This window comes from Actinomadura gamaensis, assembly GCF_042652125.1.
GTDB lineage: Bacteria > Actinomycetota > Actinomycetes > Streptosporangiales > Streptosporangiaceae > Spirillospora > Spirillospora gamaensis.
Map to the genome: position 1 here is coordinate 430,103 of NZ_JBHSIT010000003.1, position 23,373 is coordinate 453,475.

Consider the following 23,373-nt stretch of genomic DNA (forward strand, 5'->3'; position numbering starts at 1 on the left):
AGCCGTGTCGCTGGCCGACACGCCTGGACGACACAGCCCGCCCCTCCCGCCCGGCCGCCCTCCGGACCGACGCTGGGACCACTCACCCCGGCGACACCAGGGAGCCCGAAATGACGGAATGGATACCGGTGATCAGCGGCCTGTGCGGCATCGTGACCGCCGCCCTGCGCCTGGCGGCGACCCTCGCCGCCAACCGCCGCACCCGCCGCCCGACCCTCGCCGACGGCCGCCGCACCCAACACCCGACCCGCGACGGCCGCTCGACGCCCGGCCGCGCCGGAACCCGGCCGGGGCGAAGGAGCGCCGAGTGACGCGGTGAGAGCGGCCGAGCCGACGAGCAGGGCTACTTCCTCTTGCGCGGAAGGATCCGCGCGGGGACGCCCTGCTCGTGGCACAAGGCCAGCAGGCCCGTCCCGTCGATGAGCTTGAGGGGCTTGCCGTTGGCGAACCGATAGCTGTCCGGCCCGTCCCCGGACGTCGTGATCATGATCCCCTTCGTCGCGCCCTCGTGCTGCACCGTGCCCCACAGGTCGCGGACGTGGGTCGGTTCGACCGTCCGGGTGTAGAGCTTCGCCTGGATGACGAACTTGCCGCCGGTGATCGGGTGCGGGTCGGCCATGCGTGGACGCGTCCGTTGAAGACCACGGTGCTCACGGCGCCCTCCGGCGCGGCGGCGAACACCTCGCGCAGGGTGCGCAGCGCGACCTGCGCGATCAGCTCCTGGTGGATCCGCCGGCGTTCGGGCAGCGGGCGGGCCGCGGGCTCGACGGCCTTGCGCGTCTTGACGTGCCGGAAGGACCTCTCCTCCGGGACGATCTCGAACGGCGGCAGGAACCACTCGACGGCGAGGAGCGACGACTCAGGGACGTAACCCGCGTGCCGCTCGTCCGGAAACCCCTCGGATAGGGCGAGGCGCGCAGGACGATCTCCATGTACTCGCTGACCGCGTGCCGGTCGTGGACGCGCAGCCCGGCGGCCAGCTGCGGTCGAGCGCGGCGTTCTGCTCCGCCGCGACGCGCTCCGCCTCGGAGACCCGCCGGGCGTGCTCCTCGCGCATCCGGGCCAGCTGCCGCTCCAGCTCGGCCGTCCAGGCCTCGGCCTGAGCGGCCCGCCCGGACGAGGGAACCGATGTTGAGGCAGGCGAAGCGGAAGCCATCCCAGGAAACCGGCTCGCGGGACGAGGGAAAGGACGGGAAGCGGGGGCCTGGGTAGCGGGATCGGGGGCGCCGGACGTTTCGCGTCGGGGTTATGGCGTGGGCAGTGGGTCGCGAAGGGCAGGATGGTGACGTGAACCTTCTCGACCAGTTGCCTTCCGGGACCGACGCCGACGCCGACAGCCTCTTCGAGGCGTTCGAGAGATGGGTGTCGGGGCGCGGGATCACCCTGTATCCGGCGCAGGAGGAGGCGCTGATCGAGGTGGTCTCCGGGAACAACGTGATCCTGGCGACGCCGACCGGGTCCGGGAAGTCGCTGGTGGCGGCCGGGGCGCTGTTCGCCGCGCTCGGCCGCGACCAGGTCGGGTTCTACACCGCGCCGATCAAGGCCCTGGTGTCGGAGAAGTTCTTCGACATGGTGGAGATGTTCGGGCGGGAGAACGTCGGGATGATGACCGGGGACGCCTCGGTCAACCCGGACGCGCCGATCATCTGCTGCACGGCCGAGGTGCTCGCCAACATCGCGCTGCGCGACGGCCGGGACGCCGACATCGGCCTCGTCGTCATGGACGAGTTCCACTTCTACGCCGAGCCCGAGCGCGGCTGGGCCTGGCAGGTGCCGATCCTGGAGCTGCCGCAGGCGCAGTTCCTGCTCATGTCGGCGACGCTCGGCGACGTCGGGTTCCTGCGCGACGACCTGTCCCGCCGGACGGGCCGGACGACCGCGCTCGTCACCTCGGTCGAGCGGCCCGTCCCGCTGAAGTACGAGTACCGGATCACGCCGCTGCACGAGACGATCGAGGAGCTGCTCGCCGAGCAGAAGGCCCCGGTGTACCTGGTGCACTTCACGCAGGCGGCGGCGGTCGAGCGGGCGCAGTCGCTGATGAGCATCAACGTCTGCACCAAGGAGGAGAAGGCCCGGATCGCCGAGCTGATCGGCAACTTCCGGTTCACCACCAAGTTCGGGCGCAACCTGTCCCGGTTCGTCCGGCACGGGATCGGCGTCCACCACGCCGGGATGCTGCCGAAGTACCGGCGGCTGGTCGAGCGGCTCGCCCAGGCCGGCCTCCTCAAGGTCATCTGCGGCACCGACACGCTCGGCGTCGGGGTGAACGTCCCGATCCGGACGGTCGTGTTCACCGCGCTCAGCAAGTACGACGGGCACCGGGTGCGGCGGCTGCGGGCCCGCGAGTTCCACCAGATCGCCGGACGCGCCGGACGCGCCGGGTTCGACACCGTCGGCTACGTCGTCGCGCAGGCGCCCGAGCACGTCGTCGAGAACGAGAAGGCCCTCGCCAAGGCCGGGGACGACCCGAAGAAGCGCCGCAAGGTGCAGCGGAAGAAGCCGCCGGAGGGGTTCGTCGGCTGGGACGAGGAGACCTTCGCCAAGCTCCAGCAGGCCGAGCCGGAGCGGCTGACCTCCCGGTTCCAGGTCAGCCACGCGATGCTGCTGTCGGTGATCGGCCGTCCGGGCAACGCGTTCCAGGCGATGAAGCGGCTGCTCACCGACAACCACGAGGACCGCGCGGCCCAGCGGCGGCACATCTCCCGCGCCATCGCGATCTACCGGTCGCTGCTGGCCGGGGGCGTCGTCGAGGTCCTGGACGAGCCGGACGAGCAGGGCCGCTACGCCCGGATCGCCGTGGACCTCCAGGAGGACTTCGCCCTCAACCAGCCGCTGTCGGCGTTCGCGCTCGCCGCGTTCGAGATCCTCGACCCGGCGTCCCCGACGTACGCGCTGGACGTCCTGTCGGTGATCGAGTCCACCCTGGACGACCCGCGCCAGGTGCTCGCCGCGCAGGAGAACAAGGCGCGCGGCGTCGCCGTCCAGGAGATGAAGAGCGAGGGCATCGAGTACGAGGAGCGGATGGAGCTGCTCCAGGACGTCACCTACCCCAAGCCCCTGGAGGAGGAGCTGGAGGCCGCCTACGAGGTGTACCGGGCGGGCCACCCGTGGGTCGGCGACCATCCGCTCAGCCCGAAGTCGATCGTCCGCGACATGTACGAGCGGGCGATGACCTTCACCGAGTACATCGGGTACTACGAGCTGGCCCGCGCCGAGGGGCTGCTGCTCCGCTACCTGTCCGGCGCGTACAAGGCGCTCCAGCAGACCGTCCCCGAGTCGATCAAGAACGACGACCTGATCGACCTGATCGAATGGCTGGGCGAGCTGGTCCGCCAGGTCGACTCCAGCCTGCTGGACGAGTGGGAGCAGCTCGCCAACCCGTCCGACGACGACCTCTCGGCCGCGATCGAGGAGAAGGTGACCCGCGTCACCGCCAACGCGCGGGCGTTCCGCGTCCTCGTCCGCAACGCGCTGTTCCGCCGCGTCGAGCTGGCCGCCCTCGAACGCTACGACGAGCTGGGCGCGCTCGACCCCGACTTCGGCGCGGACGCCTGGGCGGACGCCATGGACGCCTACTTCGAGGAGCACGACGAGCTGCTCACCGGCCCGGACGCCCGCGGCCCCAAGCTCCTCCAGATCGAGGAGGTCCCCGAGGACGAGCTGTGGCGCGTCCGCCAGGTCTTCGACGACCCGGAGGGCCACCACGACTGGGGCATCAGCGCCGAGGTGGACCTCGCAGGCTCCGACCAGGCGGGCGAGGCCGTCATCCGCGTCACCGCCGTCGACCGCCTGTGACCCGACGCGGCGGCCCGCAGGCGGTCGCCGCCGGCCGGGGCTCAGGCGCCGGCGGGGTTCGCTGAGGACGAGGGGCAGAAGACGGACTCCACGGCCTTCATCATGGCCCGGCCCGGCTCGCTGATGTCCTTGACGCTCAGCGTGGCCGACATCGCGAACTGGCGGCGGCCGTCCGCCGAGGCGAAGGTCATCGTGACGTACCCGGCCGTGGACCCGCCGATGACCTGCCCCTGGAGCTTCCCGCCGCACAGGCCGCCTCCGCCGCCTCCTCCTGGTGGGGGTGGCGGGGTCTGCGGCAGCCGGTCGGTCAGGACGCGCTGGAGCTCCGGCGGCAGGAGCCTCCCTTGGGTGAACGCTCGTTTGAAGGCGCTCACGTCGTGCGCGGTGGAGACGACTCCTCCGGCGGCGCCGCCCAGACTGGCGTTGAACCGGTCCACGTCGCGGAGCCTGCCGCGGGCGTCGGGGTAGTAGCCGTGCCCGTGCGGCCCCCGGATGCCCTCCGGCGGCTTCTCGGGAAGGTAGGTCCTGGTCATTTTGAGCGGGGCGAACAAGCGATCGTGCAGCTCGGCGGCCAGGGAACGGCCGGTCAGCCTCTCGATGACCATGCCGAGGAGGGTGTAGTTGGTGTTGGAGTAGGAGAACCGCTCGCCGGGCTCCCCGGTCCGGGGCCGGGCGCGGCTCCACTTCACCAGGTCGAGCGGCCGGTAGCGGGTCGTGAAGTCGAACACGTCGAACGAGATCTCCCCCTCGCTGCCGTCGGGGTTCGGCTCGGCGGCGTACCAGTCCGGGATGCCGGACGTGTGCCGGAGCATCTGCCGCACCGTGATGTCGCCCGCCCGCTCCACGAGGTCCTTCCTGGCGACCACCGGCAGCAGGTCGGCGAGCTTGTCGTCCACCCCCAACCGGCCTTCTTCGACGAGCTGCAGCACCACGGTGGCGACCATCTCCTTGGTCTGCGACCCGATGCGGAACCGGGCGTCCGCGGGAATCCGGCCGCCCTCGCCGTCCAGCAGCCGGGAGCCCGCGCTGCCCTTCCCGACGGGCCGTCCGTCGACATACGCCCCGCCGATCGCGCCCACGACCCCGTGGACCTTCGCCAGCTCATCCATCGCCTCCTGGACGCTCCCGACCCGTTCCGGCGCGGCGATCGCCGGCCCGACCTGGCCCATCACCAGCACGGCGATCCCGGCAATCCCGGCGATCCGTGCGGCACCGGCGTTCCCTGTGGCACGGCCGATGCCTGCGGCACGGGCGATGCCTGCGGTCCAGGCGATCCGTGCGGCACCGGCGATCCGTGCGGCACCGGCGGTGCTGGGGGTATTGGGCGTGCGTTTGAAGAGCGGACGCCGGCCCCGTCCTGCGCCATCAGCCACGGAGGTCTCCTCTCGCGACCACCTTCCAGAACCGGGACACCGTGTCCTCGGCGTGCGTGGTCGACGCGACTACCGAAGACGGTCGGCCGTCGTCGTGGCGTAAGCGATTCCGGTTACGCTCCTGATACGCGCGAGGCGGTATCCCTTAGGGGCTGCCGCGTCCTGCCGAGGCGGCTCGTTGTGCCCCCGGGCCGGGGGAGGGGCTTGCCGGCGCTTAGGTAGCGCCTTGACAACGGTGTGGCCGTTCAACGTGTCCAGATGGTCGCTGAGGGTGACGATGAGGGGGTGCGTCACCCCGATCACGAGTTCCTGCCCCCCGTCGGACGGCACCGCGCCACTCCGCTGCCGCCGAGCCTCTGGCAACGGTTGAGGCCGCGTCCGCGCTGGCTGGTCGCGGGGGTGGCCGTCGTGTCGCTGACCGGGGGAGTCGCGGCGGCGGTTCCGTGGGCTCGTCCGGCGCGTCCGGACGCGGCGGGACGGCTGGTGACCGGGCCCGGGCAATGGACGGTCCAACCGCACCGGCCCGTCGTGCCGTTTCCGGCGCCTCGTCCGGAGACCGGCGAGCCGCTGAAGCGGCGTCCGTCCAGCTCAAGCACGCCGCAACCGGACGTTTCGGCCGACGCGCCCACCCTCCCGGGCCGTGCGTCGCCGAAGCCGAAACCCAGGCCGTCCGGTCCGTCGTCAACGCATGGCGGGAGTTCGTCGGGCAAGGGAGGGGTGTCGGGAAAGGGTGCCTCGTCCGGTCACGCCGGCTCGCCGCATCCCCGCATGACCAGCCACAAGGCGGGAGTGCCGTCCGCCTGGGTGCGCTCCGAGTGCGCTCGCCGGTTCCCCACCGACGACCGCCGCCGCCACGCCTGCGAAGTGCTTCTCGCCCGCGTCATGGACCACTGAAAGCCACGCGCCGGCCGTTTTCGGACGGGTCGTGCGAGGGGAAGGGGCCGGGCTGCCGATCCGCGGCTCGGCGGCTCCGGCGGGAATCGTGGGTCGGGAACGCCTTGTCAGGCGGCCCGTGGTGGGACGCCTTGTCAGGCGGCCCGTGGTGGGACGCTTCGTCAGGCGGCCCTTGGCGGGATGCGGCGGATGACGTCGTCTCGGAGGGCGTCCAGGTCGACGCCGGCGCCGGTGAGGGCGCGGGCGGCGGGGAACCGCTGGTCCTGGAGCAGTCCGAGCAGGATGTGCCCGGAGCCGATGTAGTCGTGGCGGAGGCGCAGCGACTGCCGGAGGCTGAGCTCCAGCACCTTCTTCGACTCCGGCTTGAACGGGATGTGCCCCTTGAGGCGGTTCCGGCGGGCCCGGGGCGGCGCGTCCAAGGCGCCGGGACCGAAGGCGTCCTCGGCGGCCTCCCGGACGGCGTCCAGGTCGATGCCGAGGACGCGCAGTGCCTCGGCGTCGAGCGCGGACGCGTCGGGCAGCGCCTCCACGGCGTCCCCCGCCGCGGCCCGGTACACGCCGCAGCCGCGCAGGGCCTCCCCGGCGGGTCCCTCGGCGCGCGTCAGGGCGAACAGCAGGTGCTCGGTCCCGATCTCCCGGTCGCCCCGGCTCCGGGCCTCCTCCTGCGCGGCCTTGACCACCTCGCGGGCGTCGGTGCTGAACCGTTCGAACATCTCCTAGCGCTCCTTCTTGAGGATGCGGCGTCCCCCGCCGTGCTTCTTGTGCACCGCCTGCCGGCTGACGCCGAGGCAGACCGCGATCTCCTGCCAGGACCAGCCCTGCTCGCGGGCGTTGTCCACCTGCAGCGCCTCCAGCCGCTCGGCCAGCTCGCGCAGCGCGCGGACGGCCCGCAGGCCCACCGCCGGATCCCGGCTGCTCGCCTCCTGGGCGAGCCTCACTCCATCGCTCATGATGTCAATGTAGGTTGACGCCTCGGCCGCGTCAACCCTCGTTGACGAAAAGGATGTCGCCGGGAGAGTCCGACCCCGGCGAGCATTCGGATCGCCAGGAGGACCAGCCCGCCGGAATCAGTCCGCCGGGGCGAGGAGGGTGGTCAGCAGGTCGTCCAGGCTGACCAGGCCCACGGTGTGGCCGTCCTCGCGCAGCACCAGGCCCAGGTGGCTGTGGTCGTCGCGCAGGATCGCGACCGCCTCGGCGACCGGCGTCGCGATCGACAGCCGCGGCATCGGATGCGCCAGATCGCCGGCGGACGTGTCCTTCTCGCGAGCGCGGGCCAGGTAGGCGTCCCGGACGTGCACCATCCGCGCGGGACCCGGCCCGGACGAGGTGACCACCGGATCCGCGATGACCAGCCGGGTGTGCCCGGTTTCGATGACGGTGTCGATGATGTCCTGCGGGGACGCCGACGCGGGCACCGCCACGATCCGCGCCGCCGGGATGACCAGCCCGGCGAGCGGCGCGCGCGGCGCGTCCAGCGCGGCCGTCAGCAGGTTCAGGTCCGTCTCGGCGATCAGCCCGAGGCGCCGCGACTCGACCGCCAGGCTGCGCAGCTGCTCGGGCGTGCGGGTCAGCTCCGCCTCGTCCTTCGGCCGGACCCCGACCACCCTCAGCAGCAGGTTCGTCACGCCGTTCAGCGCCGCCAGCGCCGGCCGGACGACCTTGGTGAACGCCCGGAACGGCGGCGCGAGCACCGTCGCCGACCGCTCCGGATCGATGATCGCCCACGACTTCGGCGCCATCTCGCCCAGCACCATGTGCAGGAACGTCACGAACGCCAGCGCCAGCACGAACGCCACCGGATGCGCCGCCCCCTCCGGCACACCCACGTGATGGAACAGCGGCGCGAGCGTTCCCGCGAACACCGGCTCGGACACCACACCGAGCCCCAGCGAGCACATCGTGATGCCGAGCTGCGCGCCCGCCAGCATCAGCGACAGCTCCCGGATCCCCGCCACCGCCGACGCCGCCGCGCGACTCCCCTCCGCCGCCGCCTTCTCCAACCGCGGCCGCCGCGCGGCGACCAGCGCGAACTCCGACGCCACGAAGAACCCGTTACCCGCCAGCAGCGCCAACGTCAGCAACAACCCCACCGGCAAGTTCACGAGCCCCCCTCATCCCCGTCGCGCCGGCCGCCCCCGAGCCCGCCGTCCACACCACCTCGCCGTCCAGCGCCGCCCGCACCACCTCGGCCTCCGCCGCCCGCGCCCCCCTCACGCGCGGCGTCCGCGCCGCTCCGGCTTCCGGCGTCCGCGCCGTCCCCGCGTCTGGCGCCCGCGCCGCCCGCGCCGCCTGGGCCGCCTGGGCCGCCGGCGTCCAAGCCGCCCACGCCTCCGCTCCCGCCCGCGTTCGCGCGTCCGGCGTTCGCGCCGTTCGCGGATCCGTGCTCCGGGACGTTCCCGGGGTTGTTCTTCGCGCTCTTCCTCCGCTCGGCCGCGTCGTCGTCGGCGGGGGAGTCGCCCAGGTCGTCCTCAACAGGGACGGCGCGGACGCGGATCAGCTCCGGGACGTGCCGGTGGACGGTCAGCACCTCGACCACGGCCTCGAGTTCCGGCTCGTCCAGCCGCTCGCGGGGAAGCTCGACGCGGACGACGTCGCCCGGCTCGGCGACCCTCCCCAGGCGGCGCAGCAGCAGGCCCGCGACGGTCTCGTAGTCGCCGTCGGGCAGCGCGATGCCGGTCTCATGCTCCACCTCGTCCACGCGCAGCCCGGCGTCGGTCGTCCACCACTCGCCGGAGCGGATCGCGAGGTCGGGGTCCGCGTCGTTCTCGTCGGCGATCTCCCCGACGAGCTCCTCCGCGACGTCCTCCCAGGTCAGAAGCCCGGCGAAGCCGCCGTACTCGTCCACCACGCAGGCCAGCGGGTCGCCGTGCCGGCGCAGCTCGGCGACCACCTGCGGCAGCGGCAGCGACGACGGCAGCAGCACCGCCGGACGGGCCAGATCGCGCACCCGCGTCCGGGCCGCTTCGTCCGGGCTCAGCCGGATCAGCCGGTCCAGTCCGACCACGCCGATCACGTCGTCCACGCTGTCGCCGACGACCGGATACCGCGAGTGCCCGTGCGCGGTGACGACATCGCTCAGCTCGGTCGCGAGCGCGTCCGCCGGGACGGTCACCACGTCCACGCGCGGGACCATGACCTCCTCGGCGTCCCGGTCGGAGAACTCCAGCGCGCGTTCCAGCAGGTCGGCCTGGTCGCCGAGCTGCTCCCCGGACTCGCCGATGATGTGCCCGAGCTCCTCCAGCGTCGCGCCGTGGTGCAGCTCCTCGACCGGCTCCATCCCGACCGCCCGGACGAGCCGGTTCGCGGCCGCGTCGAACAGCCGGATCACCGGCCCCGCCACGGTCAGGTACGTCAGCGTCGACCGGGCGAGCGCCCGCGCGAGCGGCTCCGCCCTGGCCAGCGCGAGGTTCTTCGGGAACAGCTCGCCCAGCACCATCTGGATCACCGTCGCCAGGACGAACCCGGCCGTCACCGAGATCCCGCCGACCGCGCCGCCCGGAACACCGACCCCGCGCAGCGGCGGAGCGAGCAGGTCCGCCAGCGCGGGCTTCGCGATGAACCCGACCACCAGCGCCGTCACCGTGATGCCGAGCTGCGCGCCCGACAGCATGAACGAGAGCCGCTCCATCACCCGGACGGCCCGCTCCGACGCCCGGTCCCCGGCCGCCGCCCGCTCCGCCAGCACCGGCCGGTCCGCCGTCACGAAGGCGAACTCCTGCGCCACGAAATATCCGGTCGCCGCCGTCAGCAACAGCACCGCGAACAGCCCGAACGCCGCGGCCATCCGCCCTCCTCCCGCGCGGCCCACCCCGCGCGCACAGCATCCCCGTTACGTTCCCCGAACTGGATCTTCCCTACCCTGCCATCCCCCGACCGCCGCTCCCGACCCGCCCCGCGCCCCAGCCCTCGCCCTCGCCCTCGCCCTCGCTCCGCGCCCCAGCCCCCGCCTTCGCCCTCGCCCTCGCTCCGCGCCCCAACCCCGAGCCACCTTCCCTCGTCCCGCCCCTCCGGCTCACCGCCGATCCGATGCCGCCGTCGTGCCCTCCCAGACACGCCCCAAGCGGCCCACCCCAACCTGTCCCGCCCAGGCCGCCCGTCTGCCTTCTTCCGTGCGCTCCATGCGGTGCCGCCGCGAGGCCTCCTCACCCATTCCGCCTGCGTTTCCTACGCCCCTCCGGAGTGGGCGCCCTTGGCCTCCCAGTCCTTGTCGGGCTGAGCCCACTCCGCCTCCCAGACGGCGCCCTCCGAACTGCCTTACCCGCGTTCCCGCGTGACGTTGCCGGGCGACGCCGTGCTCCGGCGGGCACTCTCCAACGCGTCCAAGGCAGTGCTGTGTCCTCGGCACCCTTGCCCATGGCGCCCGTGCGCTTTCTCGCCACGCCACGTCGGTCCCCCATCCCGCGGCGCCCTTCCATAGCCGCCCCGAGTCAGGACACCTCGTCGTCCCGTCCCGTTCCCTCTCGTCGTCTCGTCTCGTCTCGTCCCGTCGGGGGTCTCATCCGCCGTATCGTCCGATCGTGCCGTCTCGCCGTGCAGCGCCCGCACCGCGTCTCAGCGTTCATGCCGCGCTGTCCAGTGCCGCACCGGAGCGAGCGGCCGTGACGGCGCGTGCCGCCTGCCCGGCTAGGGGCTGTGAGGGGACGGGCGGGCATAGCCAGACGGCTGTGACGAAGGGCGTGATCGGACCAGGGAACGGGACGCGACGGACGAACGGCGCAAAGAACTGCTGCTCGCCGAGACGTCCCGCAGCCTTCCCGCCCACCCTGTGAAGGTGGCCACCGCCAGTGCGAGGTGGCGACGGGACGGGTGAAGCGTGCGTAGGGGACCGCGAGACGGCAGGGCCAGGACGGACGGGCCCGGCCGAGCCCCGCAGAGCCCGGCAGAGCCCGACCTGGGCGGGTTTCGGGGTTACCGTCCGGCCGGTCGTGGAATGAAACATTCGCCCCGGCGGTGACGGTCTCCCCGCCGCGTCCCGCCGGTGGTCGTCCTCCCTGCCGAGCGCCCACAGAGAGCGAGGGGCACCGATGCCCAAGCCGTTCGCGTCGTCCGCCGACCTGTCCGCCAAGACCCAGACCCTGGAGATCCTCGCGGACGGTGTGTACGCGTTGACCGCGGAGGGCGATCCCAATGTGGGCGCGGTCGAGGGCGAGGACTTCGTGGTCTGCTTCGAGGCTCTGGCGACGCCGGCGGCCGCCCGCGACTGGCTGATGGTGCTTCGCGCACACACCGACAAACCGATCAGGCATCTGGTGCTCTCGCACTACCACGCTGTTCGAACGCTCGGCGCGAGCGCTTTCGGCACATCTTCGATCATCGCGCACGACAAGACCCGGGAACTGATCGCCGAGCGCGGCAAGCAGGACTGGGAGTCGGAGTTCGCCCGGATGCCCCGCCTCTTCAAGGACCCGGCGAGCATCCCCGGCCTCACGTGGCCGACCGCCACCTTCTCCGACAGCATGACCATCGACCTCGGCGGGGACCGCGGTTCGCTGGTGCTACGCCATTGCGGACGCGGGCACACCGAGGGCGACATCGTCGCCTGGCTGCCGAAGCACCGCATCCTGTTCGCGGGCGACCTGGTCGAGACGCAGGCCGCGCTCTACACGGGGGACGCCTTCCACCGCGACTGGGCCGGTCCGACGCTCGACCGCGTCGCATCGTTCGGCGCGGACGTCCTGATCGGTGGGCGCGGCGCGGTCGCACACGGTCGCGAAGCGGTGCGCGCCGCGATCGGTCAGACCCGCGAATTCCTGGAGACCATGCTCCGCGAGGTCCGTGACGTGCGCAAACGCGGCGGCACCCTGCGCGAGGCGTTCGACGCCGTGCACGCCGCGCTCGAACCGTCGTACGGCGGCTGGCCCATCTTCGAGCACTGCCTCCCGTTCGACGTCTCCCGTCTCTGGGACGAGTTGGACGGCGTCGAACGTCCCCGCATCTGGACCGCCGACCGCGACCGCGAAGTCTGGTCCGCCCTCCAGGACTGACCCATGGTCCCGCCGCGCCCTCCCGCCCCCTTGAGGGACACCGAGCCTGCCAGCAACACCATGCGACGCACTGTCACTGCGCCTGGAGATGACCTCGTCCCACGGGGCGACACGCCGCGCAATGGTGATGCCACCTCTGGCAGTGCCCCCACACGTGGCGGTGACGCCGGACCTCGCAGTGTCCCAGTGCCTAGCGGTGGCGCCATGCCAGGCGCGGACGCCGGACCTGGCAGTGACCCAGTGCCTAGCGGCGAAGCCACGTCTGGCAGTGATCCCGCGCCTCGCAGTGCCCCCGCGCCTCGCAGTGCCCCCGCGTCTGGCAGTGCCCCCCAGCCAGGTAGCGATTCTGCGCTTGGCGGTGAGGCCATGCCGGGCGGTGACGCCGTGCTGGTCGTCGGTGCCGGGCCCGTCGGCATGACGGCGGCATTGCTGCTTTCCCGCTGGGGCTTGCGGGTCGTCGTGCTGGAGCGACGTTCTGAGCGTTCGGTGATCGGTTCACGATCGATCTGCCAGCAGAGGGACGCTTTGGACATCTGGGCTTCGATCGGTGCGCGAACGATCGCCGACGAGGGCCTCACATGGACGACCGGTCGCGTCTTCTACCGCGGACGGGAGCTGACCTCCTGGCGGTTCGCCGCCGCCGGGCCACTGCCCCCGTTCGTCAACATCTCGCAGAGCCGTACGGAGGAGGTGCTGCAGGATCTCGTGGACGCCGACCCGCGCATCTCCATCCGCTGGAGCCACGAGGTCACGGGCCTCGACCAAGACGCCTGCGGGGTGGTCCTGCACTGCGCGTCGGGCGCGTCCGTCCGCGGCTCCTATGCGCTGCTCTGTTCGGGTGGACGTTCGGACACCCTGCGCACCGCCCTCGGCGTCGACTTCCCGGGCGAGAGCGGCGGCGACCGGTTCCTGATCGTCGACCTGCGGACGGACTGGCCCGGCCGCGAAACCGAGCGGCATTTCCATTTCGACCCGCCGTGGAACCCCGGACGGCAGGTGCTCATCCATCCATGTCCGGGCTCGGTCTACCGGATCGACTGGCAGGTTCCGCCGGATTTCGACCTCGCGGCGGAACGCGCCGACGGACGCCTTGACGCCCGCATCCGCCAAGTCCTCGGGGACCGGCCCTACGAACTGCTGTGGGCATCGGAGTACCGGTTCCACTCGCGCGTCGCGTCCCGGATGGCCGTCGGCCGGGTCCTGCTCGCCGGGGACGCCGCGCACGTGTACGCGCCGTTCGGGGCACGCGGCCTCAACTCCGGCGTACCGGACGCCGAGAACGCGGCCTGGAAGATCGCCTTCGTGGCGCGCGGCTGGTCACCGCCCGCCCTGCTCGCCACCTACGACACCGAACGCCGAGCCGCCGCTCTCGAGAACCTGGCCGTGACGACGGCGACCATGCGTTTCCTCGCTCCTCGCACGGAGCGCGAACGAACACGACGCACGGACGTGCTCAAACGCGCATCCATTGATCACTCGAAAGCGGATGCGATCGATTCAGGTCGTTTCGCCGAACCGTACTGGTACGACCGTTCGCCCCTCACCGTCCCAGACCCGTCCCGACCGTGCGCGGGCCGTCCGCCCAGGGGAGCGGCCCAACCCATAGCCCCCGGCGTCATCGTCCCAGACGCGCTCCTTCCGCACGTCCCCGGCAGCCGACAGACGCGCTCCAGCGACACCTCGTCCTCCGCAGCTTCTGTGTCCTCCAGCGAACCGCCATCACGAGAAGCCGTTCCGAACATCGCCGCGGTCTACGGCGAAACGCCACGCCTTGCAGTCGTTCCGAACGTTGCTGCGGTCTACGCGGACGACTCCAACCATCGCGACGAACACAATCAGAACGATTCCGGCGAACGGATCACGCGTCTGCGGCAACTCCTGCGCGGCGGGATCACGCTGCTCGCCGACCCGTCGCTGCCGCGTCGTGAACTCCTCGCGGCGGCCCGGGAGGCGACCGCCGCGCCCGTCACCTGCCCGGATCCCGGCCTCATCAAGGACGCGCTGCCCGACCTGAGACGCGGCGAGCTGTGGATCGTTCGACCAGATGCGTACATCGCCGCGATCCTTCGCAACCCCACCCCCGAAACGATCGCCGCTGCCGTCCGGACGGCGCTAGGCCACCGCCTCACGTCCCCGTGATCAGGACGACGCCCGCCGCGACCACGCACGCGGCCGCGATGCGGCGCGCCCCCATGCGCTCGGCGAAGAACACCGCGCCGATCACCGCGCCCGCGATCACGCCCGTCTCCCGCAGCGCCGCGACGGCCGCCAGCGCGCCCCGCGTCTGCGCCCACAGGACGATCCCGTACCCCGCCATCGCCAGCACGCCGCCTGCGAGCCCCATCATCCACGTCCGGACGGCCAGCCCCGACAGAGCGCGCCGCCCCCGCAGCGCAAGGACGATCAAGACCGTCAGCGGCGCCTCCAACGCGAACAACCAGGCCGAATACCCGATCGCGCCATGCGCCGCCCGCACCCCGATGCCGTCCAGCACCGTGTAGGAGGCGATGGCCACCCCGGTCGCCAGCGCCGCCATCACCGCCCGTGTACTCCGCGTCCGCCGCCGTCCCACCCCCTCACCGGCCGCCGCTTCGCCGTCTCGGACCTCCCCGGGCTCCGCCCGCGCATCGCGAACCGCATCACGAACCGCTTCGTGCGTACGCCGCACGTTCGAGCCCTCGTCGGACGCCCCTCGCACGTTTCCCGCCATTGCCGCTGTTCGCTGAACCTCCGGAACACCTTCCGGTCCGCCTGCGACGTCGCTAGCCGTCCGGAAAGTCTGTTGGGCCTCCTGAACGTTTGCCGCTGCGGGTTGTACGTTCCCGATCACTTGAGGTTCGTGTTGCTCGACGGAGGCCGCCTCGGCCGGCTCATAAGCGTTCTCGGCCTCCTCGCGGGTGTGCCGCCGGGCGCCATCAGACCTCTCCAGTGACTGCTGTTCGCCGCGAACCTCTTCGGACATCCGCTGGCCGCTTCCAGCACCCGAACGTGCATGTTGTTCGTCCCGAACAGCCTCGAACACGGGCTGCGCGTTCTCCGGCAGAAGCCGTCCACCGCGAGAGCGGGCGGGCGGGCGCTTCTCGGGAGTCGCAAACGCAAGGACGGTCAAACCGCCACAGATCGCCGCGACGCCGCCGAGCTGGAGCAGCGAGAGGTGTTCACCGAGGGCCGTCGCGGCCACGAGCGCGACGATCAGCGGCGCGCTTCCCCGGGCCAGCGGGTACACCTGGCTGAAGTCTCCCAGCTGGTAGGACGTCAGCAGCAGCCCCATGTAGACCAGGTGCAGCACGACCGAACCGAACAACCACGGCCAGGACGCCGCAGCCGGAACGGACACGAACATCAGAACAGGAACGGCCAGAACGGCCTGGCCCGTCCCGATCAGAGCGAACGAGGCCCACCGGTCCGAGGTGCCCTTGGCGATCGCGTTCCACGTCGCGTGGAGCACCCCGGCGAAAATCACTGCCAGCGCTGTGGTCATGGCCTCACCCCAGCGCGGACGCCCGGATCCGGGCAGGCTTTTAGACTCCACCTAAATGATCGAGCTGCGCCTGGACGTCGAGGACCTCGCCGACACCCGCTTCGTCATCTCTCCGCTCGCCGAGGCCGCGCTGAGCCTCCGCGTGTGGCTGCTCCCGCACTACTACGTGCTGCAACTGCCGTGGCTGCGATCCGCCGCCGCCGCGCTCGGCGATCTGGACATCCGGCTGCTGCTGGCGCTGGTCGGCGCCCACCGCGCCGTCCCCGACTTCCTCACCGCCCGTCCGGACGACCCGCTGCCCGACTTCGCCGCCGAGCTCGACCGCGTCCGGCGCGTCCCACCGGGCAAGATCGCCGCCGACGTCCGCGCCGCGCTGCAGGGGCGCCCGGTGCCCGCCGTCCTGACCGGGGAACTCGACCGTCCCGCGCGGCTCCGCGATCGGCTCGCGGACCTGCTCGCCGCCTACTGGGACGCCGTCCTGGCCCCGCACTGGCCGCGCATGCGCGGCGTCCTCGAGGCGGACCTGCTCTATCGCGCCCAACGCCTCGCCCGCGGCGGCGCCCGCCTGCTCTTCGCCGACCTGCACCCCACCATCCGCTGGCGCGCCGGGATGCTGCGCCTCGACCTGAGCTATCCGCACACCGAGTTGCGGATTCCGATCACGGGCCGCGGTCTCGTCCTGATGCCGGCCGTGTTCCTTCGAACACCCGGCCTTCCCTTGAACATGAACGAACCGCCACTCGTGTCCTATCCGGCGCGCGGCATAGCGACCGTGTGGGAAACCGCGCCACCGACCCGTCCTGGTGTTCTGACCGATCTCATAGGCCGTCCCAAGGCGACTCTCTTGGCGTGCCTGGACGGACCCGCCTCCACCACCGATCTCGCACGCCGCCTCGGCGTCACCCCGGGCGCGGTATCGCAGCACCTCGCCGTCCTGCGCGACGCGGGTCTCGTGACCCGTTCCCGTGCGGGACGCTCCGTCCTCTACGCCCGCACCGCGCTGGGCGACCGCCTCCTGCGCCCCCAGACGCCAGCGCCGGCACCAGACGCCCCAAGCGCCCGCCCCCTGCACCCCTAGGCGGCAGCGCCGAAACCGGACGTCCCGAGCGATCGCCTCCTACCTCTCTGTGTGGGAGCGCGGGGGGACGGTCTGGGCGCCCGCCTTCACCTCCCTAGACAGGAGCGCTGGGACGGCCTAGGCGACCATCTCCAGCGTCCTTAGGTGGGAGCGCCGGGATCGGACGGCCCGAGCGATCGCCCCCTCCCGCCCGAGGCGGGCCCGGCTGGGGGACCATCTCCCGTCTCCTCAGGTGAGGCGGCCGGGACCGGACGGGCCGATGGGACGGGCTTTCCGGCGGACGCTGGATGCGCCCACACGACCCGTGATAGCACGGAAGGGCCACCGGACGAACCTGCCTCGACGCGGTGGGAGTTCCCATGACCGACGACCGCCCCCGGCCCGTCTTCGACCCCTCCCTCCCGGCGGCCGAACGCGCGCTGCTCGCCGCCGCTCCGGAACACCTCGCGGCCGCGAGCCTGCCCCCGCCGCCGCCCGCCAGGCTGAGTCCCGCCACGATCGTCGCGCGGCTGATCTGGATTCCGGTGTTCGCCTTCTTCTACGGGGTCCTGCCGGGCGGCTGGATCCGCCTGTTCTTCCTCGCCTCGCTGGACGAGGACGACCTGCTCAGCGGGGTTCTGCGGTGGGGGCGTGGCGCCGTCCTCGCGATGCTCGCCGTCCCGGTCGTCCAGGTGTCGCTGCTCCTGCTCGGCCAGCCCGAGGCCGCCGCCGCGCTCGCCGCCGCCGGATTCACCGGCTGGACGATCGGGGCCCTGCGCCACCTCCGCGAACCCGCCCCGGCCCGCGCCGCCCGCGAACTGCACGGCCGCTACCTGCTGCCGACCGACTTCGACCGTCCCGCCGCCCGGCTGCTGGTCCGGGCGCAACGCGCGATCGACGCCGTCCTCGGCTCCCAGTCCCAGGCCGCCGGACTCCTGGACGACATCGACAACGCCACCGAACTGCCCCGCCAGGAATGGGCCATCGCGTCCGCTTTGGTCGAACACACGCGGCTCCGGCGCGAACGCCGCACGCAGCAACCCGATCGCCTTTCGGCCCCCGTCCGCGCCCTCCTGGAACCTCAGCGCCGCGCCCTCGACCTCTCTGTGCGTTCGATCACCGATCGGATCGAAGCTCTGGAGTCGTACGCGCGTGCCGCCCACGCTGCCGACGAGGCCTACCACGAGTGGTGCGTCCTGCGCGCCCTGCCCGATCAGAACGCCCGGTACCGCGACCTGCTGGCGGGTACCGTCCGGGACGACCTCGCAGTCGAGGTCATCGACCGTCTGGAAGCCGACGCCCGCCGGGCCGAAGCCGTCCTCCGCGACCGGATAGCCTCCGCCGTGGACACCGGCCAAGAACTCTCCACAGGCCCGTCCCCCTCGTGACCGAACGAGCAAACTCTGAGCGGACGGTCACGAGCCGCGTTCGCACGAGCATCCGAACACCGTCACTCATCGCGTGAGCAAACTCCCGTCCGCCCCGTGCTTCGCGCTCCCTGCGCCGCGCGCCGTGCTCCGTCCGCCCCGCGCCCCGCGTCCCGCGCCCCGCGCGCCGTGCCCCGTGCTCCGTCCGCTCTCCGCTTCGCGTGCCGCGTGGCGCGTGCCGCGTGCCAAGACGGTAGAGCCCCCAACGCTCGGACGGCCCGTCGTAACGGCGGACGGTGGTCGGATGAACGCGGAAGAAGGACCCTCCCGAGGGTTCCGGGCCGGGGATCGGGAAAACGCTTGTTCGACGCGTTCGCGAGTTGAGCGATGCGGTGCGAAAGTCCGCTACCGTAAAGGGCGCTCGATTCAGAAAGGAACGCATGGCTGAGAAGGTCATCTTGGTAGACGATCTCGATGGCGGCGAGGGCGAGGATGTCCGCAAGCGCGACTTCGAGATCCTGGGGCGGATTTTCACCATTGACCTGTCCGACGAGAACGACGTGCGGCTGCGTGAGACCCTCGACACGCTGACCCGCTATGTCGAGAAGTCGCGTGAGGTGAAGCAGGCGGGGCGCTCGCGCAAGCCCCGGAAAAGCCCGGTGAAGCTCAAGGGTTTCACCAACGCCGACGTCCGCACGTGGGCCAAGAACGAGGGCCTTGAGGTCCCGGACCAGGGTGCGCTGCCCGACGCCGTCTACGCGGCGTTCGTCCAGGCGCACCCCGAAGCCAGCCCAGACGCGTAACGCAGGGAGTCCCCGTGGCACAGAAGACCATCGTCGTCATGACCGACGACCTCGACGGCGGCGAAGCCGAAGAGACCGTGTCCTTCGCACTCGACGGCGTCGGATACGAGATCGACCTCAACGCGGCGAACGCCGCGAAACTGCGTGAGCGGTTCGAGCCGTTCGTGGCGAACGCCCGTAAGGCCGCCCGCCGCCCGGCCAAGCCGACGCGCAGCGCGGGCAACCGCGAGCAGAGCGCCGAAATCCGGGAATGGGCCAAGCAGAACGGCATCCCGGTGAACGACCGAGGCCGCATTCCGGCCAAGGTGATCGAACAGTACAACGCCACCCACTAGCACCACCCCCTCGGGCCCCCACTTCCGGCCCGATTCAGTCCCTGCGCCCGCGAATAAGGCGGTACGGCACGAAGCCACCAGGGACACCAACCCCCACCCACTGCCCGCCCACCGCGGTCCCCTCACCCTAAGTAACCATCCGATACCTCCGTCCTCCCTCAGCCGCCACCACCACGCCCGCCCTCTACCGCGCCGCCACCACCGCGCCCCCAGGCGTGACAGGCCGCCCCAGGCGTACCGTGCTGTCCCGCGTCCGACCGAGGCCGGGACGTGCCACTTCGCTCCGTGGCGTGCTACAACCGCCGCGTTGCCTCAGCCCTCGCGTCGCAGCCTGCCGCTGCGGCGGGGCACCACACCCCGTGCCACTGCCGTGGCGCTAGCGCGTTCCCCGTCGCCCGTGCCGTGGTTGCCTGTGCGTTGGCTGGCTGTGCTGTGGGGTCTTTGTCCGCCCTGCATCCCCGCTTGAGCCTCAGCCCGCCGGCCCGCGTTGTGACGTACCGTGCTTGGCTGACGCCGAGGCGTGCCGTGTGACTGAGCCGCGGTGTCTCTGCGCGGGGCTCTGAGGCGGGTGGACGGGCTTTTGCGCTCACCGTCGCACCTAGGAGGTCGGAGGCGCCGGGGAGCCGACGACGAGGGCCAGGGGGAGGGGCGCGGGGCGGGAGGCGGGCACGCGGGCTTCGAGTGTGTCCATGTTCATTTGTGTTCGGATGATGCTCGATTGCTTGACCTTGATCGGATCTGTGCGAATGATGTGTGATCTGTCGTCCGCGCCACGGGAGTCGCTGTCATGACCGATGCCCCCACCCCGTCTCGTCCGTTCCGTTCATCATCGCCGGCCGGTTCTAGCGGTCGGGGAGTGCCGTTCGCTCGTCGAGCCGTGTTGCTCGGGGCGGCGACCGTCGCCGCAGCGGCGACGGTGCCCGGCCTGGACGGCGGGGGAGTCGCGCACGCTGAGGGTGCGCTTCCGGTCCAGGGTCACGGGGCCCGCGGGGCCTCGGCGACAGGGGACGCGGACGTAGCGGCGGCCATGCAGCGGTGGCACGACCTCGTCACGGGCGGCAGCGCGATCGATCCTGCTCAATCGGACACGGCTGCTGCACTCGAACGCCTCGACACCCAAGTCGAAGGGTTTCGTTCATCTCTCGTCACGGCGTCAGACCGGACGTACCTCTGGCCTGACCAGACCGGTGCGGACGACGCGACAACCGCTGCATCGGCGCAGCGCCTGCTGACGATGGCCACGGCGTTCGCGACCAAGGGCAGCCGTTTCACTGGTGACACGCTGCTCGCCACGCTGATCGCCGATGCGCTGCGATGGCTTCACGATCAGCGCTACCACCCGGGGATGCCCGAAACCGGGAACTGGTGGAACTGGGAGATCGGCACGCCCTCGCGCGTCCTCGACTCCGTGATGCTGCTCGGCCCGGCCGCCCCAGATGCCTTGCGCGAGGACCTGGTCGCGGCCGTCGCCGCATGGGTGCCAGACCCGGCGAAGCGCAAGGTCAACGGAGTCACGGAGACCGGCGCGAACCGCACGGACAAGGCTTGGATCACCGTTCGTCGCGGGCTTCTCGCCGGAGACCCCGCGGCCATCGCGCTGGGGCGTGATGCGCTCAGCCAGGTCTTCCCCTACGTGACCAGCGGGGACGGCTTCTACAGGGACGGTTCGTTCATCCAGCACACCTACATCCCGTACATCGGGACATACGGTGGTGTTCTGTTCGCCGGACTCTCATCCGCTCTCGCGGTGCTCGCTGGATCACCTTGGGACGTGACCGATCAGGGACGTGCGAACGTGTTCGACTGGATCAGTCGAAGCGTCGAACCCATGGTGTTCCGCGGGCAGATGATGGCGCACGTGCGCGGACGGGCCATCTCACGGCAGTCCGAAGACGACCACGCCGACGCGCGCGGCCTGATGATGCCGCTCACCGGTCTCGCCGCCGCGGCCAGTCCGCAGCAACGCGCGCACATCGCCGCGATGCTCGCCGAGTGGGTCGCGTCCGACACGTACGCCCCGGTCCTGGCGAGTCTGCCGGCCGCCCAGATCGCGAATGTTCGGAAACTGATCGACGGTGTTCGTCGACGCGGCGACCTGATCGGACATGTGCAGTTCCCGGCGAACGATCGGCTCGTGCACTCTCGTCCCGGATATGTGTTCGCAGTATCGGCACGCTCATCGAGAATCGCCGCCTACGAGTCGGGCAACCAGGAGAACCGCACCGGCTGGTACACCGGCGAGGGCGTGACCTACCTGTACACAGGGGACGGCGCCTCCTACAACGACGGATACTGGCCCACGGTCGACATGTACCGGCTCGCCGGGACGACCACCGCGACTCGCGAGACGTATCCGCGCGCGAACCACGACGGAAACTGGGCGTCCTACCTTGGACCGGACGACTGGGTGGGCGGCGCGTGGCTCGACCGGGCAGGCGCCTACGGAATGGCTTTCACCGCCCAGCGCGATCCCGTCTCGAAACAGCCCATCGACCTGCGCGGACGCAAGTCCTGGTTCGCCATCGACGACGTGGTGGTGGCGTTGGGCGCGGGCATCACCGCGACCGGCGTCGCCGCCCAGACGACCATCGAGAACAGGATGGTCGACGCGTCCGCCCGGTTCGTCGTGGACGGCAGGCGCACTACTCCCGAACGCGCCGACCTCAGCCGTGCTCGCTGGGCGCACCTGGACGGGACCGGCGGGTACATCCTTCCCCGCGGGCTGCCTGGGCGGTGGTCCGCGACCGGCCTGGTTTCGGCTGGCGCAGAACCCGTCGCCGCGGGTGACGGGCTTCGAGGCGATCGATCAAACGGGTCGGGCGGCGATACGACCGCTGACCCGAGGGCGGGTCTTGAAGCGCTGGCAGGCGCGCGTCTGCGAGGAATCCGCGAGCGGCGGACGGGCCGCTGGTCGGACATCGGAGCGGGGTCCCGCACCGCGCCCGGCGACGAGGTGACCCGCGAATTCATCACGTTCTGGTTCGATCACGGCGATCGCCCGTCCGACGCCCGGTACGCGTACTACCTGCTGCCCGGTCGGTCGGCGGCGCGTACCGCGAGCTATGCCGCCGAACTTCGAGCCGGCAAGGGCGTTCGCATCGGGGACAACACGCCGAGTGTGCAGTCCGTCCAGGGTGAGGGCTTCACCGCTGCCAACTTCTGGACAGCGGCGGAGACGCTCAAAACCGTTCAAGCCGAGCAACCCTGCTCGTTCGTGATGCGCGAGCACGGCGGCGAGCTGGAGATCGCCGTGAGCGATCCGACCCAGAAGCAGAAGGAACTGCGTTTCGAGGTCGCGCGTCGGACGCTGGCCGTCCTCCACGCTGACCCAGGCGTGACCGTGACGGCGCTCGGCCCTCAGCTGAGCTTCCGGGTGGACGTTTCGCAGGCACGCGGTGTTCCGTTGCGCCTTCGTGTTCGCTTCGCGCGCTGATCGAACAGGCGATGATGCTTTGAGGGAGACGAACAGCGTGGTCAAGACCGCGGTGAGCACGCTCGGAATGCCGGGTTGCGGGCTCGCCGATGCGATCAATATCGCGACCCGCTTTGGGCTGGACGGCCTGGAGCTGCGCCTTCATCCGGACACCGGCGTCCACCCGGGATTGTCGGCGCGGGACCGGCAGGCCGTCCGCGCCGCGATCGAGGACGCCGGCCTTGAGGTACCGGTGCTGGCAGGGTATGTGCAGATCGCGGCGGAAGGGCCGGACATTCCGGTGATCGAAGCCCTCCGCGCCGACCTGCTCCTGGCGGGGGATCTAGGAGCGCAGGCCGTCCGCGTCTTCCCTGGTGGCGAGCACTCGGAGGCCGCTTCCCGCCGCCTCCGAGCGATCGCTGACCTGGGCGTCCGGGTGCTGATCGAGACTCACGACGCCCTCCCGACCGGTGCCTCCGTCGCCGCCCTCCTGAGCCATGCCCGCGCCTCGCTCTCGACAGAGCCGGCGGCCTTCCCGTCCCTCCACGGTGCTGAGGAAGATCTTCAGTTCGGGGCGATCTGGGATGTACTGCATCCCTGGAAATCAGGCGAAAGCCCCGCGGAGACGGTCGCGACGCTCGGCCCGTGGCTCGACTACGTCCAGATCAAGGACGCCTCCGCCGATCTCACCCCGGTCCCGCTCGGCAGTGGCGGAGTGCCGCTTGACCAGGTGAGGACGGCCCTGGCGACGGCCGGGTACTCGGGCTGGATTTCGCTCGAATGGGAACGCACCTGGTATCCCGACGCGGTGCCGGTCGAGGAAGCCCTTCCGGGCGCGCTGGCCTGGATCGACGCCTACCGGAGGGCATGAC

At 71.4% G+C, this 23,373-nt stretch carries 18 protein-coding genes; 11 read left to right on the forward strand and 7 right to left on the reverse strand.

Annotated elements, in window-relative coordinates:
• Positions 1-110: 110 nt before the first annotated feature.
• Positions 111-311: a hypothetical protein gene (locus ACFPCY_RS12320; protein ID WP_378254435.1), complete on the forward strand. Its 201-nt coding sequence runs from the start codon at positions 111-113 to the stop codon at positions 309-311.
• Positions 312-343: 32 nt separating this feature from the next.
• Here the strand turns inward: ACFPCY_RS12320 and ACFPCY_RS12325 are convergent, their stop codons facing one another.
• Positions 344-619: a restriction endonuclease gene (locus ACFPCY_RS12325; RefSeq protein ID WP_378254437.1), complete on the reverse strand. Its 276-nt coding sequence runs from the start codon at positions 617-619 to the stop codon at positions 344-346.
• Positions 620-1,287: 668 nt separating this feature from the next.
• On the opposite strand from ACFPCY_RS12325, the gene ACFPCY_RS12330 reads away from it, so the two are divergent.
• Positions 1,288-3,795 carry a DEAD/DEAH box helicase gene (locus tag ACFPCY_RS12330; protein ID WP_378254438.1) on the forward strand — a complete coding sequence of 836 codons (2,508 nt, stop codon included), beginning with the start codon at positions 1,288-1,290 and terminating at the stop codon, positions 3,793-3,795.
• 41 nt (positions 3,796-3,836) lie between these two features.
• Here ACFPCY_RS12330 and ACFPCY_RS12335 read toward each other — a convergent pair whose 3' ends face one another.
• Positions 3,837-4,964 carry a serine hydrolase domain-containing protein gene (locus ACFPCY_RS12335; RefSeq protein WP_378255151.1) on the reverse strand — a complete coding sequence of 376 codons (1,128 nt, stop codon included), beginning with the start codon at positions 4,962-4,964 and terminating at the stop codon, positions 3,837-3,839.
• Positions 4,965-5,936: 972 nt separating this feature from the next.
• Here ACFPCY_RS12335 and ACFPCY_RS12340 point away from each other — a divergent pair.
• On the forward strand, positions 5,937-6,062 hold the full coding sequence (locus ACFPCY_RS12340; RefSeq protein ID WP_378254440.1) for a hypothetical protein: 126 nt from the start codon (positions 5,937-5,939) through the stop codon (positions 6,060-6,062).
• Between the two features lie 161 nt (positions 6,063-6,223).
• On the opposite strand, the gene ACFPCY_RS12345 is transcribed toward ACFPCY_RS12340, so the two are convergent.
• The 4 genes from ACFPCY_RS12345 to ACFPCY_RS12360 all read right to left on the reverse strand — a co-directional run bounded on the left by ACFPCY_RS12345 (position 6,224) and on the right by ACFPCY_RS12360 (position 9,846).
• Positions 6,224-6,775 (reverse strand): Clp protease N-terminal domain-containing protein, encoded by a 552-nt coding sequence (locus ACFPCY_RS12345; protein WP_378254442.1) that lies wholly within the window; start codon positions 6,773-6,775, stop codon positions 6,224-6,226.
• Positions 6,776-6,778: 3 nt separating this feature from the next.
• A complete protein-coding gene (locus tag ACFPCY_RS12350) occupies positions 6,779-7,012 on the reverse strand; it encodes an RNA polymerase subunit sigma-70 (protein ID WP_378254444.1) in 234 nt (77 codons plus the stop codon).
• Between the two features lie 117 nt (positions 7,013-7,129).
• Entirely contained in the window at positions 7,130-8,164 is a 1,035-nt protein-coding gene (locus ACFPCY_RS12355; RefSeq protein WP_378254445.1) for a hemolysin family protein, read from the reverse strand.
• Complete coding sequence (locus ACFPCY_RS12360) at positions 8,161-9,846, reverse strand: hemolysin family protein (protein ID WP_378254447.1); 1,686 nt, start codon at positions 9,844-9,846, stop codon at positions 8,161-8,163. The genes ACFPCY_RS12355 and ACFPCY_RS12360 overlap by 4 nt, the downstream gene beginning before the upstream one ends.
• A 1,240-nt stretch (positions 9,847-11,086) precedes the next feature.
• On the opposite strand from ACFPCY_RS12360, the gene ACFPCY_RS12365 reads away from it, so the two are divergent.
• Positions 11,087-12,046: an MBL fold metallo-hydrolase gene (locus tag ACFPCY_RS12365; protein WP_378254449.1), complete on the forward strand. Its 960-nt coding sequence runs from the start codon at positions 11,087-11,089 to the stop codon at positions 12,044-12,046.
• 204 nt (positions 12,047-12,250) lie between these two features.
• Positions 12,251-14,185 carry an FAD-dependent monooxygenase gene (locus ACFPCY_RS12370; RefSeq protein WP_378254451.1) on the forward strand — a complete coding sequence of 645 codons (1,935 nt, stop codon included), beginning with the start codon at positions 12,251-12,253 and terminating at the stop codon, positions 14,183-14,185.
• Here ACFPCY_RS12370 and ACFPCY_RS12375 read toward each other — a convergent pair.
• The gene (locus ACFPCY_RS12375) at positions 14,172-15,527 is read right to left on the reverse strand and encodes an EamA family transporter (RefSeq protein ID WP_378254453.1); all 1,356 of its coding nucleotides are present in this window, start codon (positions 15,525-15,527) and stop codon (positions 14,172-14,174) included. The genes ACFPCY_RS12370 and ACFPCY_RS12375 overlap by 14 nt on opposite strands.
• Positions 15,528-15,582: 55 nt before the next feature.
• On the opposite strand from ACFPCY_RS12375, the gene ACFPCY_RS12380 reads away from it, so the two are divergent.
• The 6 genes from ACFPCY_RS12380 to ACFPCY_RS12405 all read left to right on the forward strand — a co-directional run bounded on the left by ACFPCY_RS12380 (position 15,583) and on the right by ACFPCY_RS12405 (position 23,372).
• Positions 15,583-16,605 (forward strand): ArsR/SmtB family transcription factor, encoded by a 1,023-nt coding sequence (locus ACFPCY_RS12380; protein WP_378254455.1) that lies wholly within the window; start codon positions 15,583-15,585, stop codon positions 16,603-16,605.
• Positions 16,606-16,964: 359 nt separating this feature from the next.
• On the forward strand, positions 16,965-17,972 hold the full coding sequence (locus ACFPCY_RS12385) for a hypothetical protein (protein ID WP_378254457.1): 1,008 nt from the start codon (positions 16,965-16,967) through the stop codon (positions 17,970-17,972).
• Positions 17,973-18,391: 419 nt separating this feature from the next.
• Positions 18,392-18,754 carry a histone-like nucleoid-structuring protein Lsr2 gene (locus ACFPCY_RS12390; RefSeq protein ID WP_378254458.1) on the forward strand — a complete coding sequence of 121 codons (363 nt, stop codon included), beginning with the start codon at positions 18,392-18,394 and terminating at the stop codon, positions 18,752-18,754.
• Between the two features lie 14 nt (positions 18,755-18,768).
• Positions 18,769-19,089 carry a histone-like nucleoid-structuring protein Lsr2 gene (locus tag ACFPCY_RS12395; RefSeq protein WP_117359934.1) on the forward strand — a complete coding sequence of 107 codons (321 nt, stop codon included), beginning with the start codon at positions 18,769-18,771 and terminating at the stop codon, positions 19,087-19,089.
• Between the two features lie 1,027 nt (positions 19,090-20,116).
• The gene (locus ACFPCY_RS12400) at positions 20,117-22,522 is read left to right on the forward strand and encodes a polysaccharide lyase 8 family protein (protein ID WP_378254459.1); all 2,406 of its coding nucleotides are present in this window, start codon (positions 20,117-20,119) and stop codon (positions 22,520-22,522) included.
• Positions 22,523-22,559: 37 nt separating this feature from the next.
• Entirely contained in the window at positions 22,560-23,372 is an 813-nt protein-coding gene (locus tag ACFPCY_RS12405) for a sugar phosphate isomerase/epimerase family protein (RefSeq protein ID WP_378254461.1), read from the forward strand.
• Position 23,373: the final 1 nt, after the last annotated feature.